This is a genomic window from Brevundimonas sp. AVps5, assembly GCF_058681515.1.
This window is the reverse complement of record NZ_CM178740.1, coordinates 1,537,130-1,555,379: the sequence shown is the minus strand read 5'-3', so window position 1 is coordinate 1,555,379 and position 18,250 is coordinate 1,537,130. Positions and strand designations below refer to the sequence as shown.

Sequence of the window (18,250 nt, the reverse complement as noted above, 5' to 3'; positions counted from 1 at the left end):
GAGGTCCAGACCGTGATGGCGCCGCCCGGCACCTGGGTTCAAATCAGGCTTGGCTTCGATTTGTGACGATCTCTTCCAAGCCGGATGACCGGTTGCCGCCCGGAGAGGACTCCAGTCTCAGATCAGCGCGCCCGCTGGCAACCCGGGCTTCCAGTCCTTGAATGACACCTTCTGGGGCGGCGTCAGGTCGCCACGCGCCAGTTCGACGATCAGAGGGCCGAGTTCCGACGGATGCGGCAGCGAATCCGGATCCTCGCCGGGGAAGGCCTGGGCGCGCATCTGGGTGCGCATGCGGCCGGGGTCGAGGACGCTGATGCGGACGTTGGTGGTCTCGATCTCGTCGGCCCAGGCCAGCATCAGGGCCTCGGCCCCCGCCTTGGTCGCGGCGTAGAGGCCCCAGAAGGCCTTGGGCTCGCGGGCAAGGCTGGTGGTCAGGTGGATGACACGGCCGGCGTCGGAGGCGCGCAGCAGGGGCTCCAGCGAGCGGATCAGGCGATAGGTGGCGGTGAAGTTGGTCTTCTCGATCCTGGCGAAGCCGCGCGGATCGATATGGCTGACCGGCGTCAGGCCCTGGGCGCCCAGGGTGGCCGCGGCGTTGACCCAGATGTCGAGCTTGCCGAAACGGCCGAAGATGGCACCGCCCAGACGGTCGATGCCGCCGCCGTCGATCAGGTCGAAGGGCACAAGCGTCGCGTGACGGCCGGTCGCGGCATAGATGGCGTCGTCCAGCTCCTCGAGCGCGCCCTGTGTCCGGGCGGTGGCGACGACGTGGGCGCCGGCGACGGCCAGGGCGAGCGCGGCCTCATAGCCGATGCCGCGTGAGGCCCCGACGACGAGGGCGATACGATCATTCAGGGGGAGGTCGGAAGTCATCGCGCCTGATAGCGCGGCGACCGGACCGGCGAAAGACAGATCAGAACCCTTCGCCGGCCTGCCACAGGCTGAAGCAGACGCCCTGGTCGTCGCTGACGGCGCAGCTCAGGCCGGTGGGGCTCTCTGCCGGGATGGCCACCTTTCCGCCGAGCTCGGTCACACGGGAACAGGTCGCCGCTATGTCTTCGACGCGGAAGTAGAGATTGGGGTGGTTGCGCGCACGCTCGACCTTGGTGAAGCCGAACGGCGGGTTGCTGTCGGCGACATGGGCATAGGTCGATCCTGATGCGTCATCGTCGAAGACCCAGCCAAACAGAGCACCGTAGAAGGCCCTTGCCCTGTCGATATCGGGCGTGTCGAGCGTGAAGTAGCCGAGGTTCGTCATGGCTTCCTTGCTGGGTGCGTTCGCATCCGGGATCCGTCGCCCGCTTTTCGGGATCACGCCCGTTAAGCGCTCACCAGCAGCGAAAGTTGCCGGCTGACGGCGTCGCGGCCGCCGTCCTCGATCTCGCGGTCCACCAGCCGGGTCGGATAGTCGCCGGTGAAATAGTGGTCGGTGAACTGGGGCGCGGCATCGTTGCGGCCCGTCTCGCCCATGGCCTTGTAGAGACCGTCGACCGACAGGAAGCCGAGCGAATCGACCTCCAGCACCTGGCGCATCTCTTCCACGGTCTTGTTGGCGGCGATCAGCTGGTCACGCTCCGGCATGTCGATGCCGTAGAAGTCGGGCCACAGGATCGGCGGGCTGGCGGAACGCAGGTGGACCTCGGTCGCCCCGGCGTCACGCACCGCGCGGACCAGTTTCACCGAGGTGGTGCCGCGCACGATGGAGTCGTCGATCAGGACGACCCGCTTGCCTTCGATCACTGCGCGGTTGGGGCTGTGTTTCATGGCCACACCCTTCTGGCGGGCACCCTGGCTGGGCTGGATGAAGGTCCGGCCCAGATAGTGGCTGCGGATGATGCCCATTTCATAGGGAATACCGCTGGCCTGGGAATAGCCGAGCGCCGCCGGGACGCCCGAGTCGGGGACAGGGACGACGACGTCGGCGTCGATCGGGAACTCACGGGCCAGGCCTTCGCCCATGCGCTTGCGCACACCATAGACAGAACGGCCGTTCACGACGCTGTCGGGGCGCGAGAAGTAGACGTATTCGAACAGACAGGGGCGGGCGGCGCGGGCCGGGAAGGGCTTCAGCGAGCGGAGGCCCTCGTGGTCGATGACGATGACTTCGCCATGCTCGACATCACGCACGAAGGTCGCGCCGATGGTGTCCAGCGCGCAGGTCTCCGACGCCATGACCCAGGCGTCGCCGAGCTTGCCCAGCACCAGGGGGCGGATGCCCAGCGGGTCGCGGGCACCGATCAGCTTGGTGCGTGTCTGGGCGACCAGGGCATAGCCGCCCTCGATCCGTGCCAGGGCGTCGATGAAGCGGTCGACGATCCTGGCCTTACGGCTGCGGGCGATCAGGTGGAGGATGACTTCGGAGTCCGAGGTGGACTGGAAGATCGAACCCTCGCCGACCAGCTGGTTCCGCAAATAGTGGAAATTGGTCAGGTTGCCGTTGTGGGCGATGGCGATGCCGCCCTGGTCCAGGTCCGCGAACATCGGCTGGATGTTGCGCAGGAAGCTGCCGCCGGCGGTGGAATAGCGGGTGTGGCCCACGGCTGCCGAGCCCGGCATTCGTTTGGCCAGGTCCGTGCCGCCGAAGGCCTCGCCCACGTGGCCCATATGGCGTTCGGTGTGGAAGCGCTCGGCATTGACCGAGGCGATGCCGCAAGCCTCCTGACCGCGATGCTGGAGGGCGTGAAGGCCGAGGGCGACGATGCCCGAGGCCTCGTCCTTGTCGGCACCCCAGACGCCGCAGACGCCGCATTCCAGACGGGGATGGTCGTCATCCGCGTCTCGATAGTGCTCCCGGTGAACGACCGGAGGCTGGATGTCGTGAGGCAGGCTGCGCATCGTGGGGGCTCCGATGACAGGCGAAATTTTACTGGGCGGCGGACGGGCGCGAGTTAGGGCCGGTTTGGGGCGAGGGCAAGGCTTGATCGTTCGAAAAGCCTCTGCGGACGGACGAATCGACCACCGGGCTGATGGCGTCTGCGCCGCGGCCGATACCGGGCAGGATGATCTGGATGGCGCGGGCCGCACCGGCGCTGACCGGACGCAGGGTCGCCTCGGACAGCCAGCGCGGGGTCTTCTCGCCCGGCATGGCCGCGACAATGACCAGATGAATGGCACCCAGAAGGACCAGTGACCGGCCGGCGCCGACCAGGATGCCGATGAACCGGTCTATTCCGCCCAGGGTCGGGTGGGCCTGGGCGTGCCTGGACAGGATCGAGCCGAAGATCCGGATTCCGAAATAGACCAGCAGGAAGGAGGCAATGGCGGCGGCGATGGAGCCGGCCCAGTCGGGGTTGACCAGGCCGCGACCTATCGGAGCCGTCAGGGGCAGGGCGACAAGGGCGATGAAGGCCGCGAGAACGAAGCTGAGCAGGGTGATCAGCTCACGCGTGCCCCCTCGAACCCAGCCGGCGGCGGCTGAGGCGAGGATGACGATAATGGCGAAGGCGTCGAAGCCGGTCATTCGGTTCCCGTGCGGACCTCAGACATCAATACCTGTTCTGCGAGATTCGTTCGACGGCCTCGGTCAATCGGCTGACGCCTGTGACCAAAACACCGCCGCCCTTGACGGTCAGGGGCGGCGACAGGGCCTGGTCGAAACCGAGCTTCCGGGCTTCGCGGAGGCGGGCCTCGGCGCGGCCCACGGCGCGGACCTCTCCCGACAGGCTGATTTCACCGAAAACGATACAGCCCTGGGGCAGGGGCATGTCTGTGGCGGAGGAAATCAGGGCGGCGGCGGCGGCGAGGTCGGCTGCGGGCTCGTTGATGCGCAAACCGCCCGCGACGTTCAGATAGACGTCCTGATCCCCGAAGCCGAAGCCGCAGCGGGCCTCCAGCACCGCCAGGATCATGGCGAGGCGGCCGGTCTCCCAGCCGATGACAGCGCGGCGGGGCGTGCCGTAGGCCGATTTGGAAACCAGGGCCTGAATCTCCACCAGGACGGGGCGGGAGCCCTCGATGCCGGCGAAGACGGCGGCACCGGGCGCGCGATCCTTGCCCTCGCCGAGGAACAGGGCAGATGGGTTGGAGACTTCGCGCAGACCGGCGTCGCCCATCTCGAAGACGCCGATCTCGTCGGTGGCGCCGAAGCGGTTCTTGCCGGCGCGCAGGATGCGGAAGGGATAGCCGCGCTCGCCCTCGAAGCTCAGGACGGCATCGACCATGTGTTCGACCACGCGGGGGCCGGCGACCTGGCCGTCCTTGGTGACATGGCCGACGAGGACGACGGCGGGGCCGCCGGCCTTGGCGAGGCGGACCAGTTCGCCGGCGCAGGCGCGAACCTGGGTCACCGAGCCCGGTCCTGCCTCATGGGCGTCGGACCACAGGGTCTGGATCGAATCGACGATGACGATGTCGAACTTGTCGCGCTTCAGCGTGCCGAGGATGTCCCGCAGCGCCGTGGCGGAGGCGAGCTGGACCGGGGCTTCGGACAGGCCCATCCGTTTGGCGCGGGCGCGGATCTGTTCGATCGCCTCCTCGCCCGAGATATAGGCGACGCGGGCACCGGACAGGGCGGCGCGGCCGGCGACGTCGAGCAGCAGGGTGGACTTGCCGACCCCGGGATCGCCGCTGAGCAGGATGGCCGAGCCCGGCACGACCCCGCCGCCGCAGACGCGGTCGAACTCGGCCACGCCGGTGACGATGCGGGGCGGCTCGGGCGTTTCGGACTGCAGGGATTCGAACTGAAGACCACGCGCCTTTGCGGTCGCGGAAGGCTTCAGGGCACCCGGCGGCGAGGCCGAACGCCCTTCTTCGACGATGGTGTTCCACTGGCCGCATGCACCGCACTGGCCGGACCACTTGCCGTGGACCGCCCCGCAGGACTGACAAACATAGATCGCGCCGTCTCTCGCCATGAGACCGCCTTACAGGAGTCGCGCGCGCCGGGGCAGGGGGCGCGGCGTGGGGTACGTCCGGAATTGACGCCGGTTCAACCCGTTGCCCCTGCCGCCCTCCCTGTGCGAGCGTGGACGTCACAGGGAGACTACTCATGTTGAACCGTCTGGCCGCCGCCATTGCGCTCACGCTCGGCCTCGCCGCACCCGCCCACGCTGACACCCTGGTCGTCACGGCCGCCCGGATGGTCGATGTCGAGCACGGTCGCTATGTCGCAAACCCGGTCGTCGTCGTCACGGACGGTCGCATCACCGCAGTCGGGACCACCGTCCCGGCCGGCCTGCCCGCGGACGCACGCCGCCTTGACCTTCCTGGCCTGACTCTGCTGCCCGGTCTGATCGACATGCATGTGCACCTGGCCTCGACCCCCTATGTGTCGGGCTGGAACGAGCTGGACTATGCCGACGGCTTCGGCGCGGTGCTGCAGGTCCCGAATGCGCTGGCGACGCTGAACGCCGGCTTCACCACCGTGCGCAACCTCGGCGGGCCCGCCTTCGCCGACGTCGCCCTGCGGCAGGCGATCGACGGCGGCTTCGTGCCGGGACCGCGCGTCATCCCGGCCGGTGCCTCGTTCGGCGCCACCGGCGGCCACTGCGACACGACCGGCCTGCCATACTCGTTCGCCCAGGCCAGTCCCTTTAACACCGACGGGGTCGAGAACGCCCGCCACTCCGTGCGGGAGGTGCGAAAATACGGGGCCCAGGTGATCAAGATCTGCGCCACCGGCGGGGTGTTCTCGCGCAATACCGAACCCGGCCAGCAGCAGATGACCCTGGCTGAACTGACCGCCGTCGCCGACGAGGCCCATATGTGGGGACTGAAGGTGGCGGCCCACGCCCATGGGGCCGCGGGCATTGCCGACGCCATCCGGGCCGGAATCGACACCATCGAACACGCCTCGCTGATCGACGCCGAGGGCATCCGGCTGGCGGTCCAGCACGGCACCTGGCTGTCGATGGACATCTACAACACCGATTTTACCCAGGCGACCGGCACACAGTTCGGCACGACCGAGGACAACCTGCGCAAGGACCGCGAGATCGGCCAGTTGCAGCGCGACAATTTCCGCGCCGCCCACAGGGCCGGTGCCGGGATGGTCTTCGGCTCCGACGCCGCCATCTATCCTCACGGCCAGAACGCCAGACAGTTCGCCGTCATGGTCGAATACGGCATGACCCCCGCCGAGGCAATCCGTTCGGCGACCTGGAACTCCGGTCTGGCGCTGGGCAGGGAACAGGACGTCGGCACCATCGCCGTCGGCCGATACGGCGATCTCATCGCGGTCGCCGGTGACCCGCTGGCTGATGTGCGGATGCTGGAGACGGTGCCGGTGGTGGTGAAGGGCGGCGTCGTGGTCCGGGACGCGCGCTGATCGCTCATCAGATATAGATGCGTGGCACCCGCGCTGTGACCGAGGTCAGAAGTTCATAGGCGATGGTCCCCGCCGCGCTTGCCGCGTCGTCGATCATCCGGCCGTGGCCGAACAGTTCCACCGTGTCGCCGACCACCACGTCCAGTCCGGTCACATCGACGGCGCAGACGTCCATCGACACCCGCCCGACGAGGGGGCGCAGTTGGCTCGCGACGATAACCTGGCCGTTCGGGCTGTAGCTGCGGAGCACGCCGTCGGCGTAGCCGGTGGCGCAGGTCGCGATGCGCGTCGGGCCGTCGGCCATGAAGCCGCGCGAATAGCCGACGGTGTCGCCCGCCGGGACCTCGCGCACCTGCAAGACCTCGGCGGTCAGGGTCGCCACCGGCCGAATTCGGTCGTCGGGCCGACCCTCGGGTCCGCCGCCGTAAAGACAGATCCCCGGTCGCAGGGCATCGAAGGCGTACTCAGGGCCGAGGAAGCAACCGCCTGAATTAGCAAAGGACTTCAGGGTATTCGGGTAACGTCCTGACGCGACGGCGAAAGCGTCGCGCTGGAGCCGGTTCATCGGCTCGCCCGGATCGTCGGCGCAGGCGAGGTGGCTCATGACCAGCTCGAGGCCGTCGAACGGTTCGGGCGCGTTCTCCGGGCGGAAGCCCAGTCGGTTCATGCCAGTGTCGATCTGCAGCCCGCAGGCCCCGCCGCCGGCCGCCTTCCACGACGCGATCTGATCGCTGTGGTTGAGGATCGGGCACAGATCGGCGGCCTTCAACGCGCCCGCTGTGTCGCCGACGCAGCCGTCCAGCACATAGATGACGGGCTCCGGCCCGAGCGCCTCGCGCAGGGCGACGCCCTCGTTCACGCGGGCCACGAAGAAGGTCCGCGCCCCCTCGGCCAGCAGCCGCTTGGCCACCGGAACGGCCCCGAGACCATAGGCATTGGCCTTCACCACCGGATGCACGGGCACGCCGGTCACAGCCTCCAGCGCATGGAAGTTGTGCGAAAGGGCGTTCAGGTCGATGGTCAGGGAAGCAGGGGCGGTCATCGACGCCTTATGCCGCAAGATCGTTGCGGAAAAAGCCGAAAAGCGACCGAATTGCCGGATCGCGCCCCTCCTTGACTTGGGGCGGCGCGTGACCGACCTACGCGCCTCGCTTTCAAGGTCTCACCCTCCCATGTCCGTCAAGGTCCGTTTCGCCCCGTCGCCTACCGGCAAGCTGCATGTCGGCAATGTCCGCACCGCGCTGGTCAACTGGATGTTCGCCAAGGGTCAAGGGGGCTCGTTCGTCCTGCGCATCGACGACACCGACCTGGCGCGTTCGACGCCGGAGTTCGAACAGGGGATCGAGGACGACCTGACCTGGCTCGGGCTGCTGTGGGACGAACGCTACAATCAGTCCAGGCGGTTCGACCGCTATGACGACGCCGCCGAGCGCCTGAAGAAGGCCGGGCGTCTCTATCCCGCTTACGATACATCGGAAGAACTGGACCGTCGCCGCAAGGTGCAGTTGTCGCGCGGGCTGCCGCCCATTTACGACCGCGCCGCCCTGGCGCTGACGGACGAGGAAAAGACCGCCTTCGAGGCCGAGGGGCGCAAACCCCACTGGCGCTTCAGGCTGGACGGCCGCCGCGTCGCCTGGGAGGACCTGTCGCGCGGCCACGCCGAGGTCGATACGGCCTCCATGTCCGATCCGGTCCTGATCCGCGAGGACGGCCTCTATCTCTACACCCTGCCGTCTGTCGTCGACGACATCGACATGGGTATCACCCACGTCATCCGGGGCGAGGACCACACCACCAACACCGGCGCCCAGATCGAGATTTTCGAGGCCTTGATCGCCGCGGGTCTGGGGACCGAGGTGCCGAAGTTCGCCCACATGCCGCTGCTGGTCGGTGCGGACGGCGCTGCGCTGTCCAAGCGTCTGGGATCACTGTCGGTCGCCGAGATGCGCGACCAGGGCTATGAGCCGATCGCCATCACCAGCCATCTGGGCCGGATCGGCACGTCGGATCCGCTGGAGGTGGCCGCCGACATCCACGCCCTGGGTCTGGGTTTCAGCTTCGACAAGATGGGGCGGTCGCCGGCGCGCTATGACACCGAGGATCTGGATCGGCTGAATGCCCAGGCCCTGCACGTCATGCCCTATGCGACGGCGAAGGCGCGGCTGGAGGCTCTGGGCTGCGACCTCGGCGAGAGCTTCTGGGACGGGGTGCAGGCCAACCTGACCCGTTTCGCCGACGTGGTCGATCTTGCGCGGATGGTCCGGGGCCCCGTGACGCCGGTGATCGAGGACCCGGTCTTCGCGGCGGCGGCGCTGGCCGTGCTGCCGGAGGTGATTGACGCGGGCGCCTGGTCGGCCTGGACCAATGCGGTGAAGGAAAGCACCGGCGCCAAGGGCAAGGCCCTGTTCATGCCGCTGCGCCACATCCTGACCGGCCAGCCGCACGGGCCTGACATGGCGACAATCGTACCGCTGATCGGGCGCGAACGGATCGAGAAGCGGTTGAGGGGCGAAATCGCCTAGACCACCGTGATCGGCTGAGAGGGAACGCTTCGCGATCTCTCCGATACCGTGACTCAAGGTCCAGATTGATGCCGGACCTGATCCGGCCGGGAAACCGGCGACACTTGTCCGGATCGGGCCCGGGCGAAAAAGAAAGGGGCGGTCCGATGGACCGCCCCTTTTGCTTTCTAGGCGTTGCAGGCGGCCAGTTGTTCCGCCGACAGGGCCGTGCCCTTCCACGAGAACTCTGTCACCGGACCCAGACGGGCAGCGACGCGGCGGCAGGCGCGCGGGGCGGGCTGATCGGCCCCGCCCGAAGCGGTGCAGGTCTGGCCTTCGCAACGCCAGTTGGCACCGTCGATGATGGTGGCGCGGGCGGGGGCGCGCGAGGCGTCGGCCAGGACCACGCGGGTCGGGGCGGTCGACTGGGCGACGGCGGGAGCGCCGGCGAAGGCAGCGCAGAGGGCGAGCAGGGGGAGGACGGCGCGCATTGGGAGACTCCGGGGCAAGGTCGGACCGGGACGGTCCATCGTCAACACCGGTATAGTGCGTTTTTATTAGAAACTGTCAATACAAGTTTTCAAAAAGAACGGACTGTGGTTCTGACTGACCAATGATCACTTATCGCTGATCATGTTTCAAGTCCGGCGAACCGTCAGCATGTCGCATCGCCGCGATCGCTTCCTCGACCGTGTCGCAGACGACCCACGCCTGAAGGAAGGACGGCGGCGTAAAGCCTGTCTCCACGCTCTGACGCATCAGGGCGAAGAACGTCTCCCAGAAGCCGCCGATGTTGAGAAAAATCACAGGCTTGCCGTGAAGATCCAGCCGCTTCCACGACAGGAGTTCGACGACCTCCTCCAGGGTTCCGATGCCGCCGGGTGCGACCACGAAGGCGTCGGACTGGTCATACATCAGCTGTTTACGCTCATGCATGGAGGTAACGACGATGGTCTCGACCTCGTCGAACAGGCGTTCGCGGCTGCGCAGGAAGGCGGGCATGATGCCGACAACACGGCCGCCGGCGTCGTGCGCCGCGCGGGCCGAGGCTCCCATCAGGCCCACACCACCCCCGCCGTAGACCAGCCGCCAGCCTTCACGCGCCGTCGCCGCGCCGAAGTCGGCGGCGGCACGGGTATAGACGGGATCTGCCGCATCTGAAGACCCGCAGAACAGGCAGACCGACTGGCCTTCGAACGGAGCGATGGTGGGGATGGACGCCGACATGAACCCTCGAGACCAGACGCAAGATTGGAGACAGGCCGGTCGCGCCGGTCTATCTGGGCGAACAGTCCTACAGACGCGGCGAGCAGGATGAAACGACCGATCGCATCGACATTGGCCGCCGCTGTCCTGGTGCCTGGCGCCCTGGCCGTCTCGGCCTGTGGCGAGCAGGCCCAGCCGGCCGCCGACATGACGCAGGAGTCCGGCTGGGTCATGCCGCCCGGGATCGACGAGGTCGCGTCCAGCGGGCGCGAGCTGATCGTGCGCGGGCAGGCGCCGCCGCTGGGGCGCGTCGTGGTCAGTGGCGCAGGCGCCCTGGCCTATGCGGTCGGTGCCGATGCGGAAGGGCGGTTCGAGCTACGGGTGCCGCGACCGGCGCAGGACACCCTCTTCCTGGTGGAGGCACGGGTGGGTCAGGCCGGGTTCCCCGCGCCTTACCGCCTGCTGATCGGAGCAGACCCGTCAGCGCCGATCGCTCTTCTGGCTATCGGCGCGCCGACGCAGCGGCTGGACGGCGGCTTCGGTCTGGACGCCGTGGACACTGACGGACGGGCGGCCTTCGTCTCCGGGCGTGCGGCGACCGGGTCTGAGGTCCTCATCGAGAGCGGTGTCCAGCGCGCGGTGACCGCTGACGCGCACGGGCGCTGGCGGCTGGTGGGCTCCGGAGACGGCTCGACGCCGATCACGATCGATGGAACAGCCTATGCGCCGGCTCCGGGCGCGTCGGCGACGCCCGATACCCTGCGCCGGGTCGGAGCAGGCTGGACCATCGCCTGGTCGAGCCCCGGCGGCGGTCGTCAGTCGACCTGGTTTCCCGACAAGCCGGCAATGATCCGTTAACGAATTCGGCTCAACGGTTGGCTGTTCCCTTCGAGGACACCCACCGTCACCGAACTTCTTCAGCCCGGCGTCCGCGTCGGGCTTTTTCTTGCGCGTCAGTCCTGCAGGGCGTCGGACAGATCAGACGCCAGGTCGCCGCGCGCCTTGACCTCGACCTGTTCCAGTCCCAGCCAGGCCGCCATCCGGACCAGTTCAGTCGCCAATCGTGAGGCCGTCTCCGGTGTCGCGTGCGGCTCGCGCCAGGCGGCCTGGACCAGCAGGGCTCCGGCCTGCCGATCGGCCTTCAGGTCGACCCGCGCCGTGATCGCCTCGTCCTCGAGAAAGGGCAGGACGTAGTAGCCGTGCGCTCGCTTGTGCGCCGGGGTGTAGATCTCCAGCCGGATCCGGACGTCGAACAGCCGTTCGGTCCGGTCACGAAACCAGATCAGGTTGTCGAAGGGGGAGAGCAGGGCGGCGCAGTGAACCTTGCGCGGTCGACGGGCGTCCTGCGCGACATAGGCGGGACCCTTCCAGCCCGGCACGACGACCTGCGTCAGAACACCCTCCTCGACCAGTTCGGCGACGCGGTCTCGCGCGTCCTGAAGCGGCAGGCGAAAATAGTCGCGAAGGTCGGCGGCCGTGGCGACGCCCATGGCGCCGGCGGCGATCCGGACCAGCGCCCGCTGGGCGTCCGCTTCCGTCGGGGTCGGCAGGTTCTGGATCGCGGACGGGATGACGCGTTCGGTCAGGTCGTAGACCCGCTCGAATCCGCGCCGGGTCCGGGTCGTGATGAGTCCGGCCCAGAACAGCCATTCAAGCGCCCGCTTGCCGTCCGACCACGCCCACCAGCCGGGCTTGCCGCGCGGGCCCGTGGCGAAATCGGCGCCGGTGACGGGACCCCGCCGCCCGATCTCCGCCAGGACCCCGTCGATATAGTCGTGTCGCTCGCGCCCGAACCGCGACAGGCCGCCCCAGACCCCGTCCCCGTTGCGCGCCCGCTCCATCCGCCAGCGCATCAGGGGCTGGGTCTCCAGAGGCATCAACGAGGCCTCGTGGCCCCAGTATTCGAACAACGACGGCCCTCTGCCCCAGGCCTCGGTCTCCAGCAACTCGCGCGGATAGGCGCCTAGGCGGGAGAAGGTGGGCAGATAATGGGTGCGGCTGACGACGTTGACGCTGTCGACCTGGATTACGCCCAGTCGCCGGGCCGTGTCGCGGAACTGGCGCGTGCCGGTCATCGGAGGATGGGGTCTGCCGAAGCCCTGGGCAGCCAGGGCCATGCGTCTGGCGAGGGCAGGCGAAATCTGTTCGATCATGGTCGCGCCGACCTTATCCGGCCATCCGGGGGAAGTCTCGTCAGCGGCGTTCGGTCCAGAGATCGAGGTCCGTTTCCCGCCCGATCAGGGCAAGGCCCGAGGCGATGGATTCAAACTCTCCTCCGGTCTCGATCTTCGTGGGGTCGAAACGGCGGTGGAAGATGTCCCGCACCGCCGGAACGAAGGAAGTGCCGCCGGTCAGGAAGACGCGGTCGATCTCGTCCGGCCGCAGCCCGGCCTGATCGATCGCCTGATCGACGGCGCCTTCGATGGCGGCCAGCTCCGGCGCGATCCAGGCTTCGAACTCCGAACGGGCGACGGGAGTCTCCAGTCGAATCGACCCCGCCTCGAAGACGAAGGTCGCGGTCTCGTCGCCCGACAGGTCCATCTTCAGGTGCGAGACGGCCTGGTAGAGGGCATAGCCGTGGTTGTCGTCGAGCACCTCGATCAGCCGGTCCACCTTTTCGGGTTCCTCGGCGGTTCGGGCCAGGGCGCGGATATCCTTCATGTCGCGTGAGGCGCGCAGCAGGGCCAGCTGGTCCCAGCGCGCGAAGGCGCCGTAGTAGCGCTGCGGAATCGGCAGGACCTTGCCGAAGGTCCGGTAGGTCCCGCCCTTGCCCAGGGCCGGCGACACCAGCTGGTCGATGATCCGGTAGTCGAAGGCGTCGCCTGCCACGCCTACGCCCGACCGCGCCAGCGGGGTCGATCGCAGGCCCTCCGGCGACGGCTCGAAGCGGACGATTGAGAAATCACTGGTGCCGCCGCCGAAGTCGGCGACGAGGACGGTCGCCGGGTCGGTCAGCTTGCGGGCGAAGAAGAAGGCCGCGCCGACGGGCTCATAGGCATAGCGGATGTCGGTGAAGCCCAGACGGGCGAAGGCGGTCTGGTACCGGCTCAGGGCCAGATCCGGATTCGGTGATCCGCCGGCGAAGACCACCGGTCGTCCGACGATCACGCGGGGCGGGAGGACCTCCAGCTGATCGCCGGCATGGTGACGTATGCGCAGCAGAAAGGCCGCCAGCAGATCCTCGAACCCGTAGCGGCGGTTGTCGATCACTGTCTCGGTGAAGGCGGCGCTGGCGGCAAAGGTCTTGAACGACTGGATGAAGCGGGTGTCGAGCGGATCCTCGACATAGGCCTCGATGGCCCAGGGACCGGCTTCGACGACGCGCTCGGGCGTCGCGCCGCCCGGGCCGGGGTGTAGCTGGAAGCTCAGCGTCGAACGGAAGGTGGCGACCTCGCCGCCCGGCACATCGAATCGCACCACGACGGCCTCGTCGTCACCGTCGGCGAGGGCGACGACCGTGTTGGTCGTGCCGAAGTCGATGCCGATCGTCACGGGCTGCGGAATCATGAGCGTAGCCTCGGTTGCGGCCGGGACGGCGCTGATGGTCTGTCTTGCCTGTGTGTCCGCCAGAAAGGCGGTAGCGCCGTCTCGAAATCGGGCTAAAGCGCCGAGTGGCTCCGCGGGTAGGATTCGAACCTACGACCAGCCGATTAACAGTCGGCTGCTCTACCACTGAGCTACCGCGGAACAGGGGCTCGGGAGGCGGGCCTATAGCAGCGGCCTTCTTGATTGTGCAACGGGAAATGTCAGCCAACAGCGTTCAGTTCATCGAAGACCCCGCCGATCCCCTTGTGGCGGCGTATCGCGACATCCGCGAACGCGACCTGACAGGGCGCGAAGGGCTGTTCATCGCGGAGGGAGAGGTCGTGATCCGCACGCTTCTGTCGCCTGGGTCGCTGTGCCGACCGCGTTCGCTGCTGATCGCTGCGAATCGACTGGAAGCTCAGGGGGAACTGATCGCTGCGGCTGGGGCGGAGACGCCCGTCTATGCGGCGTCGCAGGCGGTGATGGATGCGATCGCCGGCTTTCCTCTGCATCGCGGGCTGCTGGCGCTCGGCGAGAAGCCAATCGAGCGGACCGTCGCAGAGACGCTGGCCGGTCTGCCGGAGGAGTGCTTCGTCCTTGCCTGCGCGGGAATCGGCAATCACGACAACATGGGCGGCCTGTTCCGCAACGCGGCGGCGTTCGGGGCGGCGGCGGTGCTGAGGGACGAGCGTTGCTGCGACCCTTTCTATCGCAAGGCGATCCGGGTGTCGGTCGGGGCCGTGCTGAGAACGCCGAGCGCCCGGGCCGCTGCGCTGGAACAACTGATCGTCGCCCTCCAGGCCGCGCGATTCGAGGTCATCGCGCTGTCGCCGGGCGCGACGGAGCCGCTGGCCGGGCTGGAGGGTAGGGGTCGCAAGGCCATTCTCGTCGGTTCCGAAGGGCCGGGCCTGCCGTCGGAGGTCATGGCGCTGGTCAGGACCGTCGGCATCCCCATGGCGGGGGGATTCGACTCCCTGAACGTCGCCGTGACCAGCGCCCTCGCCCTGTACCAGGTCACCGCCGTGTCGATTCGCTGACAGTCGCGTGATTTCAGCGCGTTAACGCTTCATACACCTTGATGAAGGTCCACTTCCGTGCCGCTATGCAGTTCCGGGGAGGACGACATGGCTGGTATTCTGGGGTTCATGAGCCGCAATGTGCGCATCGCAGTGGCGATCGGCGTGGTGGTGGCGGCTATCGGCGGTGCCGGCGCGATCGGCTGGATGACCGCACCGATCTAAAGATCACCATCGATCTCAACGAGATCGCGATGGAGGCCTGACCGGGAATCGAACCCGGGTGCAAGGATTTGCAGTCCTCTGCGTCACCACTCCGCCATCAGGCCATAGGGGTTTTTGAAGCCCCCGGATCGCGAGGGGCGTTCGCTATCAGATCAGTCCCGTGGCTGCAACGCGATTGTCGCACGCGACGCACGGACCTATAAGCGCGCCAGATTTGCGGCCCGGCCGGTCGCTTTCGCTTCAGGGATTCCGCTTCACATGGATTACGCCGCCGCTCGCAAAGTCATGGTGGACTCCCAGGTCCGGGTGAATGACGTCACCGACCGCACGCTCCAGGCCGCCCTGATGACCGTGCCGCGCGAACGCTACTGCGCTCCTGACCAGGCCTTCGCCGCCTATGGCGAGGTCGAGGTCGAGATCGCGGCCGGCCGCCGACTTATGCAGGCCCGCGAAGTCTCAAAGCTGATCCAGGCTCTGGATGCCCGTGAAGGAGAGACGGCCCTGGCCATCGCCGGTCCCTATGCCGCCGCCGTGCTGGCTGCGATGAAGGTGTCCGTCACCGCCCAGGAAGCCGAGGCCGCCGTACTCGACCTGGTTGGACCGGCTCTCGCCGACGCCGGTGTCGTCGCTGTCGTCGCACCCCTGTCGCAGCCTTCGGGCCAGGACTGGGACATCATTATCTCCGAAGGCGCGGTCGCGATTCGGCCGACGGCCTGGCTGGCGGCGCTGCGTGTCGGTGGCCGTCTGGCGGTGGTCGAGCGTCCTGGCCCGAGCGGCCGGGCAGTTCTCTATGTGAAGGGTCGTGAAGGCGTATCGCGCCGCGATTTGTTCGACGCCGCCCCGCCGGTGCTGGCGGAAATGACACCGGCACCCGCATTCGCCCTCTGATTGCCGCGGTTTCGACGGACTGGGCTGGCAGTCGCGTGAAAAAAACTTAACTGGCATAGCCGTGGCCGTTCACGCACTAGGCCTGAAATAGGATACAGGCGTCGCTAGCGGTGCCCATCGGGATACAGTCATGTTCAAACGCTCGCGCGCACTCGCCTCCGTCGCCCTGATCGCCGTCACTGCGGGGCTGGCAGCCCCCGCCTGGGCTGAAACCCTGCAGGAGGCCATCGCCCTTGCTTACCGGACGAACCCGACGCTGCAGGCGCAGCGTGCAAGCCAGCGAGCGCTGGACGAGACTGTCCCCCAGGCTCGCGCAGGCCTTCGTCCCGAGATCAGCCTCAGTAGCACCCCGACCTACCGGCGCGCGGATGCGCCCGACTTTGCAGGGCTGGACCTTAACGGCGACGGCGTATTCGAGATACCGCCGTCCGAAAGCATCACGGAAACCGATTCGGTCGGGGCCAGCGTCGGGGTCAGTCAGTCGCTTTACTCGGGCGGCCGGATCGCTCGTGCCATAGACGCCGCCGAGGCTGGCGTCCTGAGCGGTCGCGAGTCTCTTCGAAGCGTGGAGCAACAGGTCCTGGGGGCGGTGATCCAGGCCTATGTCGATGTGCAGCGGGACGTTGAAATTCTGCGTATTCGCGAAGCCAACCTCGTTGTGCTGCGCCGCCAGTTGGAAGAGTCCAACGCCCGCTTTGAGGTCGGCGAGATCACGCGAACAGATGTGTCGCAATCCGAGGCGCGTCTGGCCCAGTCCGAGGCGGATCTTGCCGGTGCGCAGGCTCAACTTTCATTGTCCCGCGCCGCCTATGCCGCGATCGTCGGACAAGCTCCGGCGAATCTTGAAAACCCGCCGGCGCTTCCGGGTGTCCCGACGGATTTCGATGTTGCGCTGGACACCGGGCTCGTCGAGAATCCGGATCTGCGCTCCGCCGAGTATGACCTGCAACAGGCAGAGGCTCGGCACGCTCAGGCTCGATCGGCCTATTTGCCCTCGGTCGGCCTGACCGGCAGCTATGGATCGACCACCGCCATCTCCGGGTTCGATCTTTCGAACAGGACCGACACCTTTCAGGCCGGTCTCAGCGTCTCGGTGCCGCTTTTCACCGGCGGTCTGAACAGCTCGCGAGTGGCCCAGGCGCTCGAACAGGCCAATGTGGCCAAGATCGAAATCGACCGCCAGAAGCGGGTCGTGCTGCAAACCGTCAGCAATTCCTTCGCCCAGGTCGTGTCCAACACCGCCGCGCTTCAAGCGGGCGAAGCCGGCGTCAGAGCCGCCCGCGTGGCGGCCGAGGGTGTTCGTCAGGAGCAGCAGGTCGGCCTGCGCACCACGCTCGATGTGCTGAACGGCGAGCTGGAGCTGCGCAACGCCGAGATCAATCTGGCCGTGGCCAAGCGTAATCTCTACGTCGCCCAGGCGTCGCTTCTGACCTCCATGGGTCGGCTAAGTGGCGAGGATCTGGACCCGGCCATCGAGATCTATGATCCGGCCGTAAACGCAGAGCGGGTCCGCCTGCGTGGCGCTGTGCCGTGGGACGGTCTGGTCGAGACGCTCGATCGCATCGGCGCCCCGTCGGTCACACCGGCGAACGAGACCGAGAACGCACCTATCGACACCCAGCTTGACGGCGAGATCGTTCGGACCGCGCCGAACTCGAACTGACGTCGGCGGATTAACCAGTCAGGCGAAAAACGCCCGTTGATTCCCAAGGGCGTTGATGCCACGAAATGAATTGGGGCAGGGCTGAACGTCGGCTCCGAACCACTTTGCTCGTCACGCGTGGGCCCAAGGCGGCCGGCGCAGGTTCTTCGAAGGCCCGATCATGACCGACACCACCGCCCAAGAACCGACGATGGAAGAGATCCTGGCGTCCATTCGCCGGATCATCTCCGAAGATGACGCGCCTGCGGCTGAAGCGGCCCCGGCTCCCGAGCCCGAGTCCGAGCCCGAGCCCGAGCCGTCGCCGGCGCTGATGGAGGCCACCCCGTCGATGCAGGAGCCAGAACCGGAAGAGGAAGAGATTCTCGACCTGACCGACCGTTATGAGGCCCCGGCCGCGCAGACGATCGGCGACCTGGACGTCACGGCACCTGCCGAACCGGAACCCGAGCCATTCCCCACCTCTTTCACGGAGCCGGAGCGCCCAGCGCCCGGCGCCTCGCCCGCGCCCTATGATTCGCTGGTCAGCGACAGTGCGTCGGCGGCGTCCGCCTCTGCCTTCGCCGGCCTGTCCGCCGCCTTCCGTCAGCCCGAGCCCGTCCCGACCGGCGGCGTCGGCCCGACCATCGACGATCTGGCCCGAAGCCTGCTGCGCCCGATGCTGAAGGACTGGCTCGACGCCAACCTGCCCGGCATCGTCGAGGCGGCGGTAAAGAAGGAAGTCGAACGCATCGCCCGCAGCGCGGGCTAGCCCCGCTCGCCACCGGCGACTATGACCAGAAGGGGCGGCTCTCACGGGCCGCCCCTTCGCATTTCTTTCGTCATCCTCCGGCAAGTCGCTCTTGCGGCGCAGACCGGGGGACCCAGCGGCGCCGAAGGCGGCCGGTTCGGGCAGGCTCCAGCCGAGGAACGGATCCGTGACAGGTTCGCGCTCGCGCGCGCAGCTGGGTCCCCCGGTTCCGCT

17 protein-coding genes and 2 tRNA genes are annotated in these 18,250 nt (G+C 67.6%); 7 read left to right on the top strand and 12 right to left on the bottom strand.

The genetic code is table 11. The features are described 5' to 3' along the window. Window positions 1-117: 117 nt before the first annotated feature. From ACW18A_RS08000 to radA, 5 genes are all read right to left on the bottom strand, one after another. The gene (locus ACW18A_RS08000) at window positions 118-873 is read right to left on the bottom strand and encodes an SDR family NAD(P)-dependent oxidoreductase (RefSeq protein ID WP_492024237.1); all 756 of its coding nucleotides are present in this window, start codon (window positions 871-873) and stop codon (window positions 118-120) included. A gap of 40 nt (window positions 874-913) precedes the next feature. Next, window positions 914-1,258 (bottom strand): VOC family protein, encoded by a 345-nt coding sequence (locus ACW18A_RS07995; RefSeq protein ID WP_492024236.1) that lies wholly within the window; start codon window positions 1,256-1,258, stop codon window positions 914-916. A 62-nt stretch (window positions 1,259-1,320) separates the two neighbouring features. Then, on the bottom strand, window positions 1,321-2,835 hold the full coding sequence (purF, locus tag ACW18A_RS07990) for an amidophosphoribosyltransferase (protein WP_492024235.1): 1,515 nt from the start codon (window positions 2,833-2,835) through the stop codon (window positions 1,321-1,323). Window positions 2,836-2,863: 28 nt separating this feature from the next. Next, entirely contained in the window at window positions 2,864-3,460 is a 597-nt protein-coding gene (locus ACW18A_RS07985) for a CvpA family protein (protein ID WP_492024234.1), read from the bottom strand. A 25-nt stretch (window positions 3,461-3,485) separates the two neighbouring features. After that, entirely contained in the window at window positions 3,486-4,853 is a 1,368-nt protein-coding gene (radA, locus tag ACW18A_RS07980) for a DNA repair protein RadA (protein WP_492024233.1), read from the bottom strand. A 134-nt stretch (window positions 4,854-4,987) separates the two neighbouring features. Between radA and ACW18A_RS07975 the strand changes: the two genes are divergently transcribed. After that, the gene (locus ACW18A_RS07975; RefSeq protein WP_492024232.1) at window positions 4,988-6,265 is read left to right on the top strand and encodes a Xaa-Pro dipeptidase; all 1,278 of its coding nucleotides are present in this window, start codon (window positions 4,988-4,990) and stop codon (window positions 6,263-6,265) included. Between the two features lie 7 nt (window positions 6,266-6,272). On the opposite strand, the gene alr is transcribed toward ACW18A_RS07975, so the two are convergent. Next, complete coding sequence (gene alr / locus ACW18A_RS07970) at window positions 6,273-7,307, bottom strand: alanine racemase (protein WP_492024231.1); 1,035 nt, start codon at window positions 7,305-7,307, stop codon at window positions 6,273-6,275. A gap of 130 nt (window positions 7,308-7,437) precedes the next feature. On the opposite strand from alr, the gene gltX reads away from it, so the two are divergent. Beyond that, on the top strand, window positions 7,438-8,787 hold the full coding sequence (gene gltX, locus ACW18A_RS07965; protein ID WP_492024230.1) for a glutamate--tRNA ligase: 1,350 nt from the start codon (window positions 7,438-7,440) through the stop codon (window positions 8,785-8,787). 167 nt (window positions 8,788-8,954) lie between these two features. On the opposite strand, the gene ACW18A_RS07960 is transcribed toward gltX, so the two are convergent. Next, window positions 8,955-9,257, bottom strand: a complete 303-nt coding sequence (locus ACW18A_RS07960) for a DUF8200 family protein (RefSeq protein WP_492024229.1) — start codon at window positions 9,255-9,257, stop codon at window positions 8,955-8,957. Between the two features lie 130 nt (window positions 9,258-9,387). Beyond that, window positions 9,388-9,993 (bottom strand): LOG family protein, encoded by a 606-nt coding sequence (locus tag ACW18A_RS07955; RefSeq protein WP_492024228.1) that lies wholly within the window; start codon window positions 9,991-9,993, stop codon window positions 9,388-9,390. 87 nt (window positions 9,994-10,080) lie between these two features. Between ACW18A_RS07955 and ACW18A_RS07950 the strand changes: the two genes are divergently transcribed. Continuing rightward, a complete protein-coding gene (locus ACW18A_RS07950) occupies window positions 10,081-10,830 on the top strand; it encodes a hypothetical protein (RefSeq protein WP_492024227.1) in 750 nt (249 codons plus the stop codon). 95 nt (window positions 10,831-10,925) lie between these two features. On the opposite strand, the gene ACW18A_RS07945 is transcribed toward ACW18A_RS07950, so the two are convergent. The 3 genes from ACW18A_RS07945 to ACW18A_RS07935 form a co-directional block, all read right to left on the bottom strand. Beyond that, window positions 10,926-12,125, bottom strand: coding sequence for a winged helix-turn-helix domain-containing protein (locus ACW18A_RS07945; protein ID WP_492024226.1), 1,200 nt, complete (start codon window positions 12,123-12,125; stop codon window positions 10,926-10,928). 40 nt (window positions 12,126-12,165) lie between these two features. Next, on the bottom strand, window positions 12,166-13,479 hold the full coding sequence (locus ACW18A_RS07940; protein ID WP_492024225.1) for an Hsp70 family protein: 1,314 nt from the start codon (window positions 13,477-13,479) through the stop codon (window positions 12,166-12,168). Between the two features lie 105 nt (window positions 13,480-13,584). Further along, window positions 13,585-13,659, bottom strand: a tRNA-Asn gene (locus tag ACW18A_RS07935). 56 nt (window positions 13,660-13,715) lie between these two features. Here ACW18A_RS07935 and ACW18A_RS07930 point away from each other — a divergent pair. After that, entirely contained in the window at window positions 13,716-14,534 is an 819-nt protein-coding gene (locus ACW18A_RS07930) for a TrmH family RNA methyltransferase (RefSeq protein WP_492024224.1), read from the top strand. A gap of 234 nt (window positions 14,535-14,768) precedes the next feature. Here the strand turns inward: ACW18A_RS07930 and ACW18A_RS07925 are convergent. Then, a tRNA-Cys gene (locus ACW18A_RS07925) sits at window positions 14,769-14,842 on the bottom strand. Window positions 14,843-14,996: 154 nt separating this feature from the next. On the opposite strand from ACW18A_RS07925, the gene ACW18A_RS07920 reads away from it, so the two are divergent. The 3 genes from ACW18A_RS07920 to ACW18A_RS07910 all read left to right on the top strand — a co-directional run bounded on the left by ACW18A_RS07920 (window position 14,997) and on the right by ACW18A_RS07910 (window position 18,037). After that, window positions 14,997-15,626, top strand: a complete 630-nt coding sequence (locus ACW18A_RS07920; protein WP_492024223.1) for a protein-L-isoaspartate O-methyltransferase family protein — start codon at window positions 14,997-14,999, stop codon at window positions 15,624-15,626. A 130-nt stretch (window positions 15,627-15,756) separates the two neighbouring features. Next, window positions 15,757-17,289: a TolC family outer membrane protein gene (locus ACW18A_RS07915; RefSeq protein WP_492024222.1), complete on the top strand. Its 1,533-nt coding sequence runs from the start codon at window positions 15,757-15,759 to the stop codon at window positions 17,287-17,289. Between the two features lie 160 nt (window positions 17,290-17,449). Then, window positions 17,450-18,037, top strand: coding sequence for a DUF2497 domain-containing protein (locus ACW18A_RS07910; RefSeq protein WP_492024221.1), 588 nt, complete (start codon window positions 17,450-17,452; stop codon window positions 18,035-18,037). Window positions 18,038-18,250: the final 213 nt, after the last annotated feature.

Bases quoted from the DNA above. Each gene is read 5' to 3' on its own strand.
- ACW18A_RS08000 (WP_492024237.1), bottom strand. From the start codon at position 873: ATGACTTCCGACCTCCCCCTGAATGATCGTATCGCCCTCGTCGTCGGG.
- ACW18A_RS07995 (WP_492024236.1), bottom strand. From the start codon at position 1,258: ATGACGAACCTCGGCTACTTCACGCTCGACACGCCCGATATCGACAGG.
- purF (WP_492024235.1), bottom strand. From the start codon at position 2,835: ATGCGCAGCCTGCCTCACGACATCCAGCCTCCGGTCGTTCACCGGGAG.
- ACW18A_RS07985 (WP_492024234.1), bottom strand. From the start codon at position 3,460: ATGACCGGCTTCGACGCCTTCGCCATTATCGTCATCCTCGCCTCAGCC.
- radA (WP_492024233.1), bottom strand. From the start codon at position 4,853: ATGGCGAGAGACGGCGCGATCTATGTTTGTCAGTCCTGCGGGGCGGTC.
- ACW18A_RS07975 (WP_492024232.1), top strand. From the start codon at position 4,988: ATGTTGAACCGTCTGGCCGCCGCCATTGCGCTCACGCTCGGCCTCGCC.
- alr (WP_492024231.1), bottom strand. From the start codon at position 7,307: ATGACCGCCCCTGCTTCCCTGACCATCGACCTGAACGCCCTTTCGCAC.
- gltX (WP_492024230.1), top strand. From the start codon at position 7,438: ATGTCCGTCAAGGTCCGTTTCGCCCCGTCGCCTACCGGCAAGCTGCAT.
- ACW18A_RS07960 (WP_492024229.1), bottom strand. From the start codon at position 9,257: ATGCGCGCCGTCCTCCCCCTGCTCGCCCTCTGCGCTGCCTTCGCCGGC.
- ACW18A_RS07955 (WP_492024228.1), bottom strand. From the start codon at position 9,993: ATGTCGGCGTCCATCCCCACCATCGCTCCGTTCGAAGGCCAGTCGGTC.
- ACW18A_RS07950 (WP_492024227.1), top strand. From the start codon at position 10,081: ATGAAACGACCGATCGCATCGACATTGGCCGCCGCTGTCCTGGTGCCT.
- ACW18A_RS07945 (WP_492024226.1), bottom strand. From the start codon at position 12,125: ATGATCGAACAGATTTCGCCTGCCCTCGCCAGACGCATGGCCCTGGCT.
- ACW18A_RS07940 (WP_492024225.1), bottom strand. From the start codon at position 13,479: ATGATTCCGCAGCCCGTGACGATCGGCATCGACTTCGGCACGACCAAC.
- ACW18A_RS07930 (WP_492024224.1), top strand. From the start codon at position 13,716: ATGTCAGCCAACAGCGTTCAGTTCATCGAAGACCCCGCCGATCCCCTT.
- ACW18A_RS07920 (WP_492024223.1), top strand. From the start codon at position 14,997: ATGGATTACGCCGCCGCTCGCAAAGTCATGGTGGACTCCCAGGTCCGG.
- ACW18A_RS07915 (WP_492024222.1), top strand. From the start codon at position 15,757: ATGTTCAAACGCTCGCGCGCACTCGCCTCCGTCGCCCTGATCGCCGTC.
- ACW18A_RS07910 (WP_492024221.1), top strand. From the start codon at position 17,450: ATGACCGACACCACCGCCCAAGAACCGACGATGGAAGAGATCCTGGCG.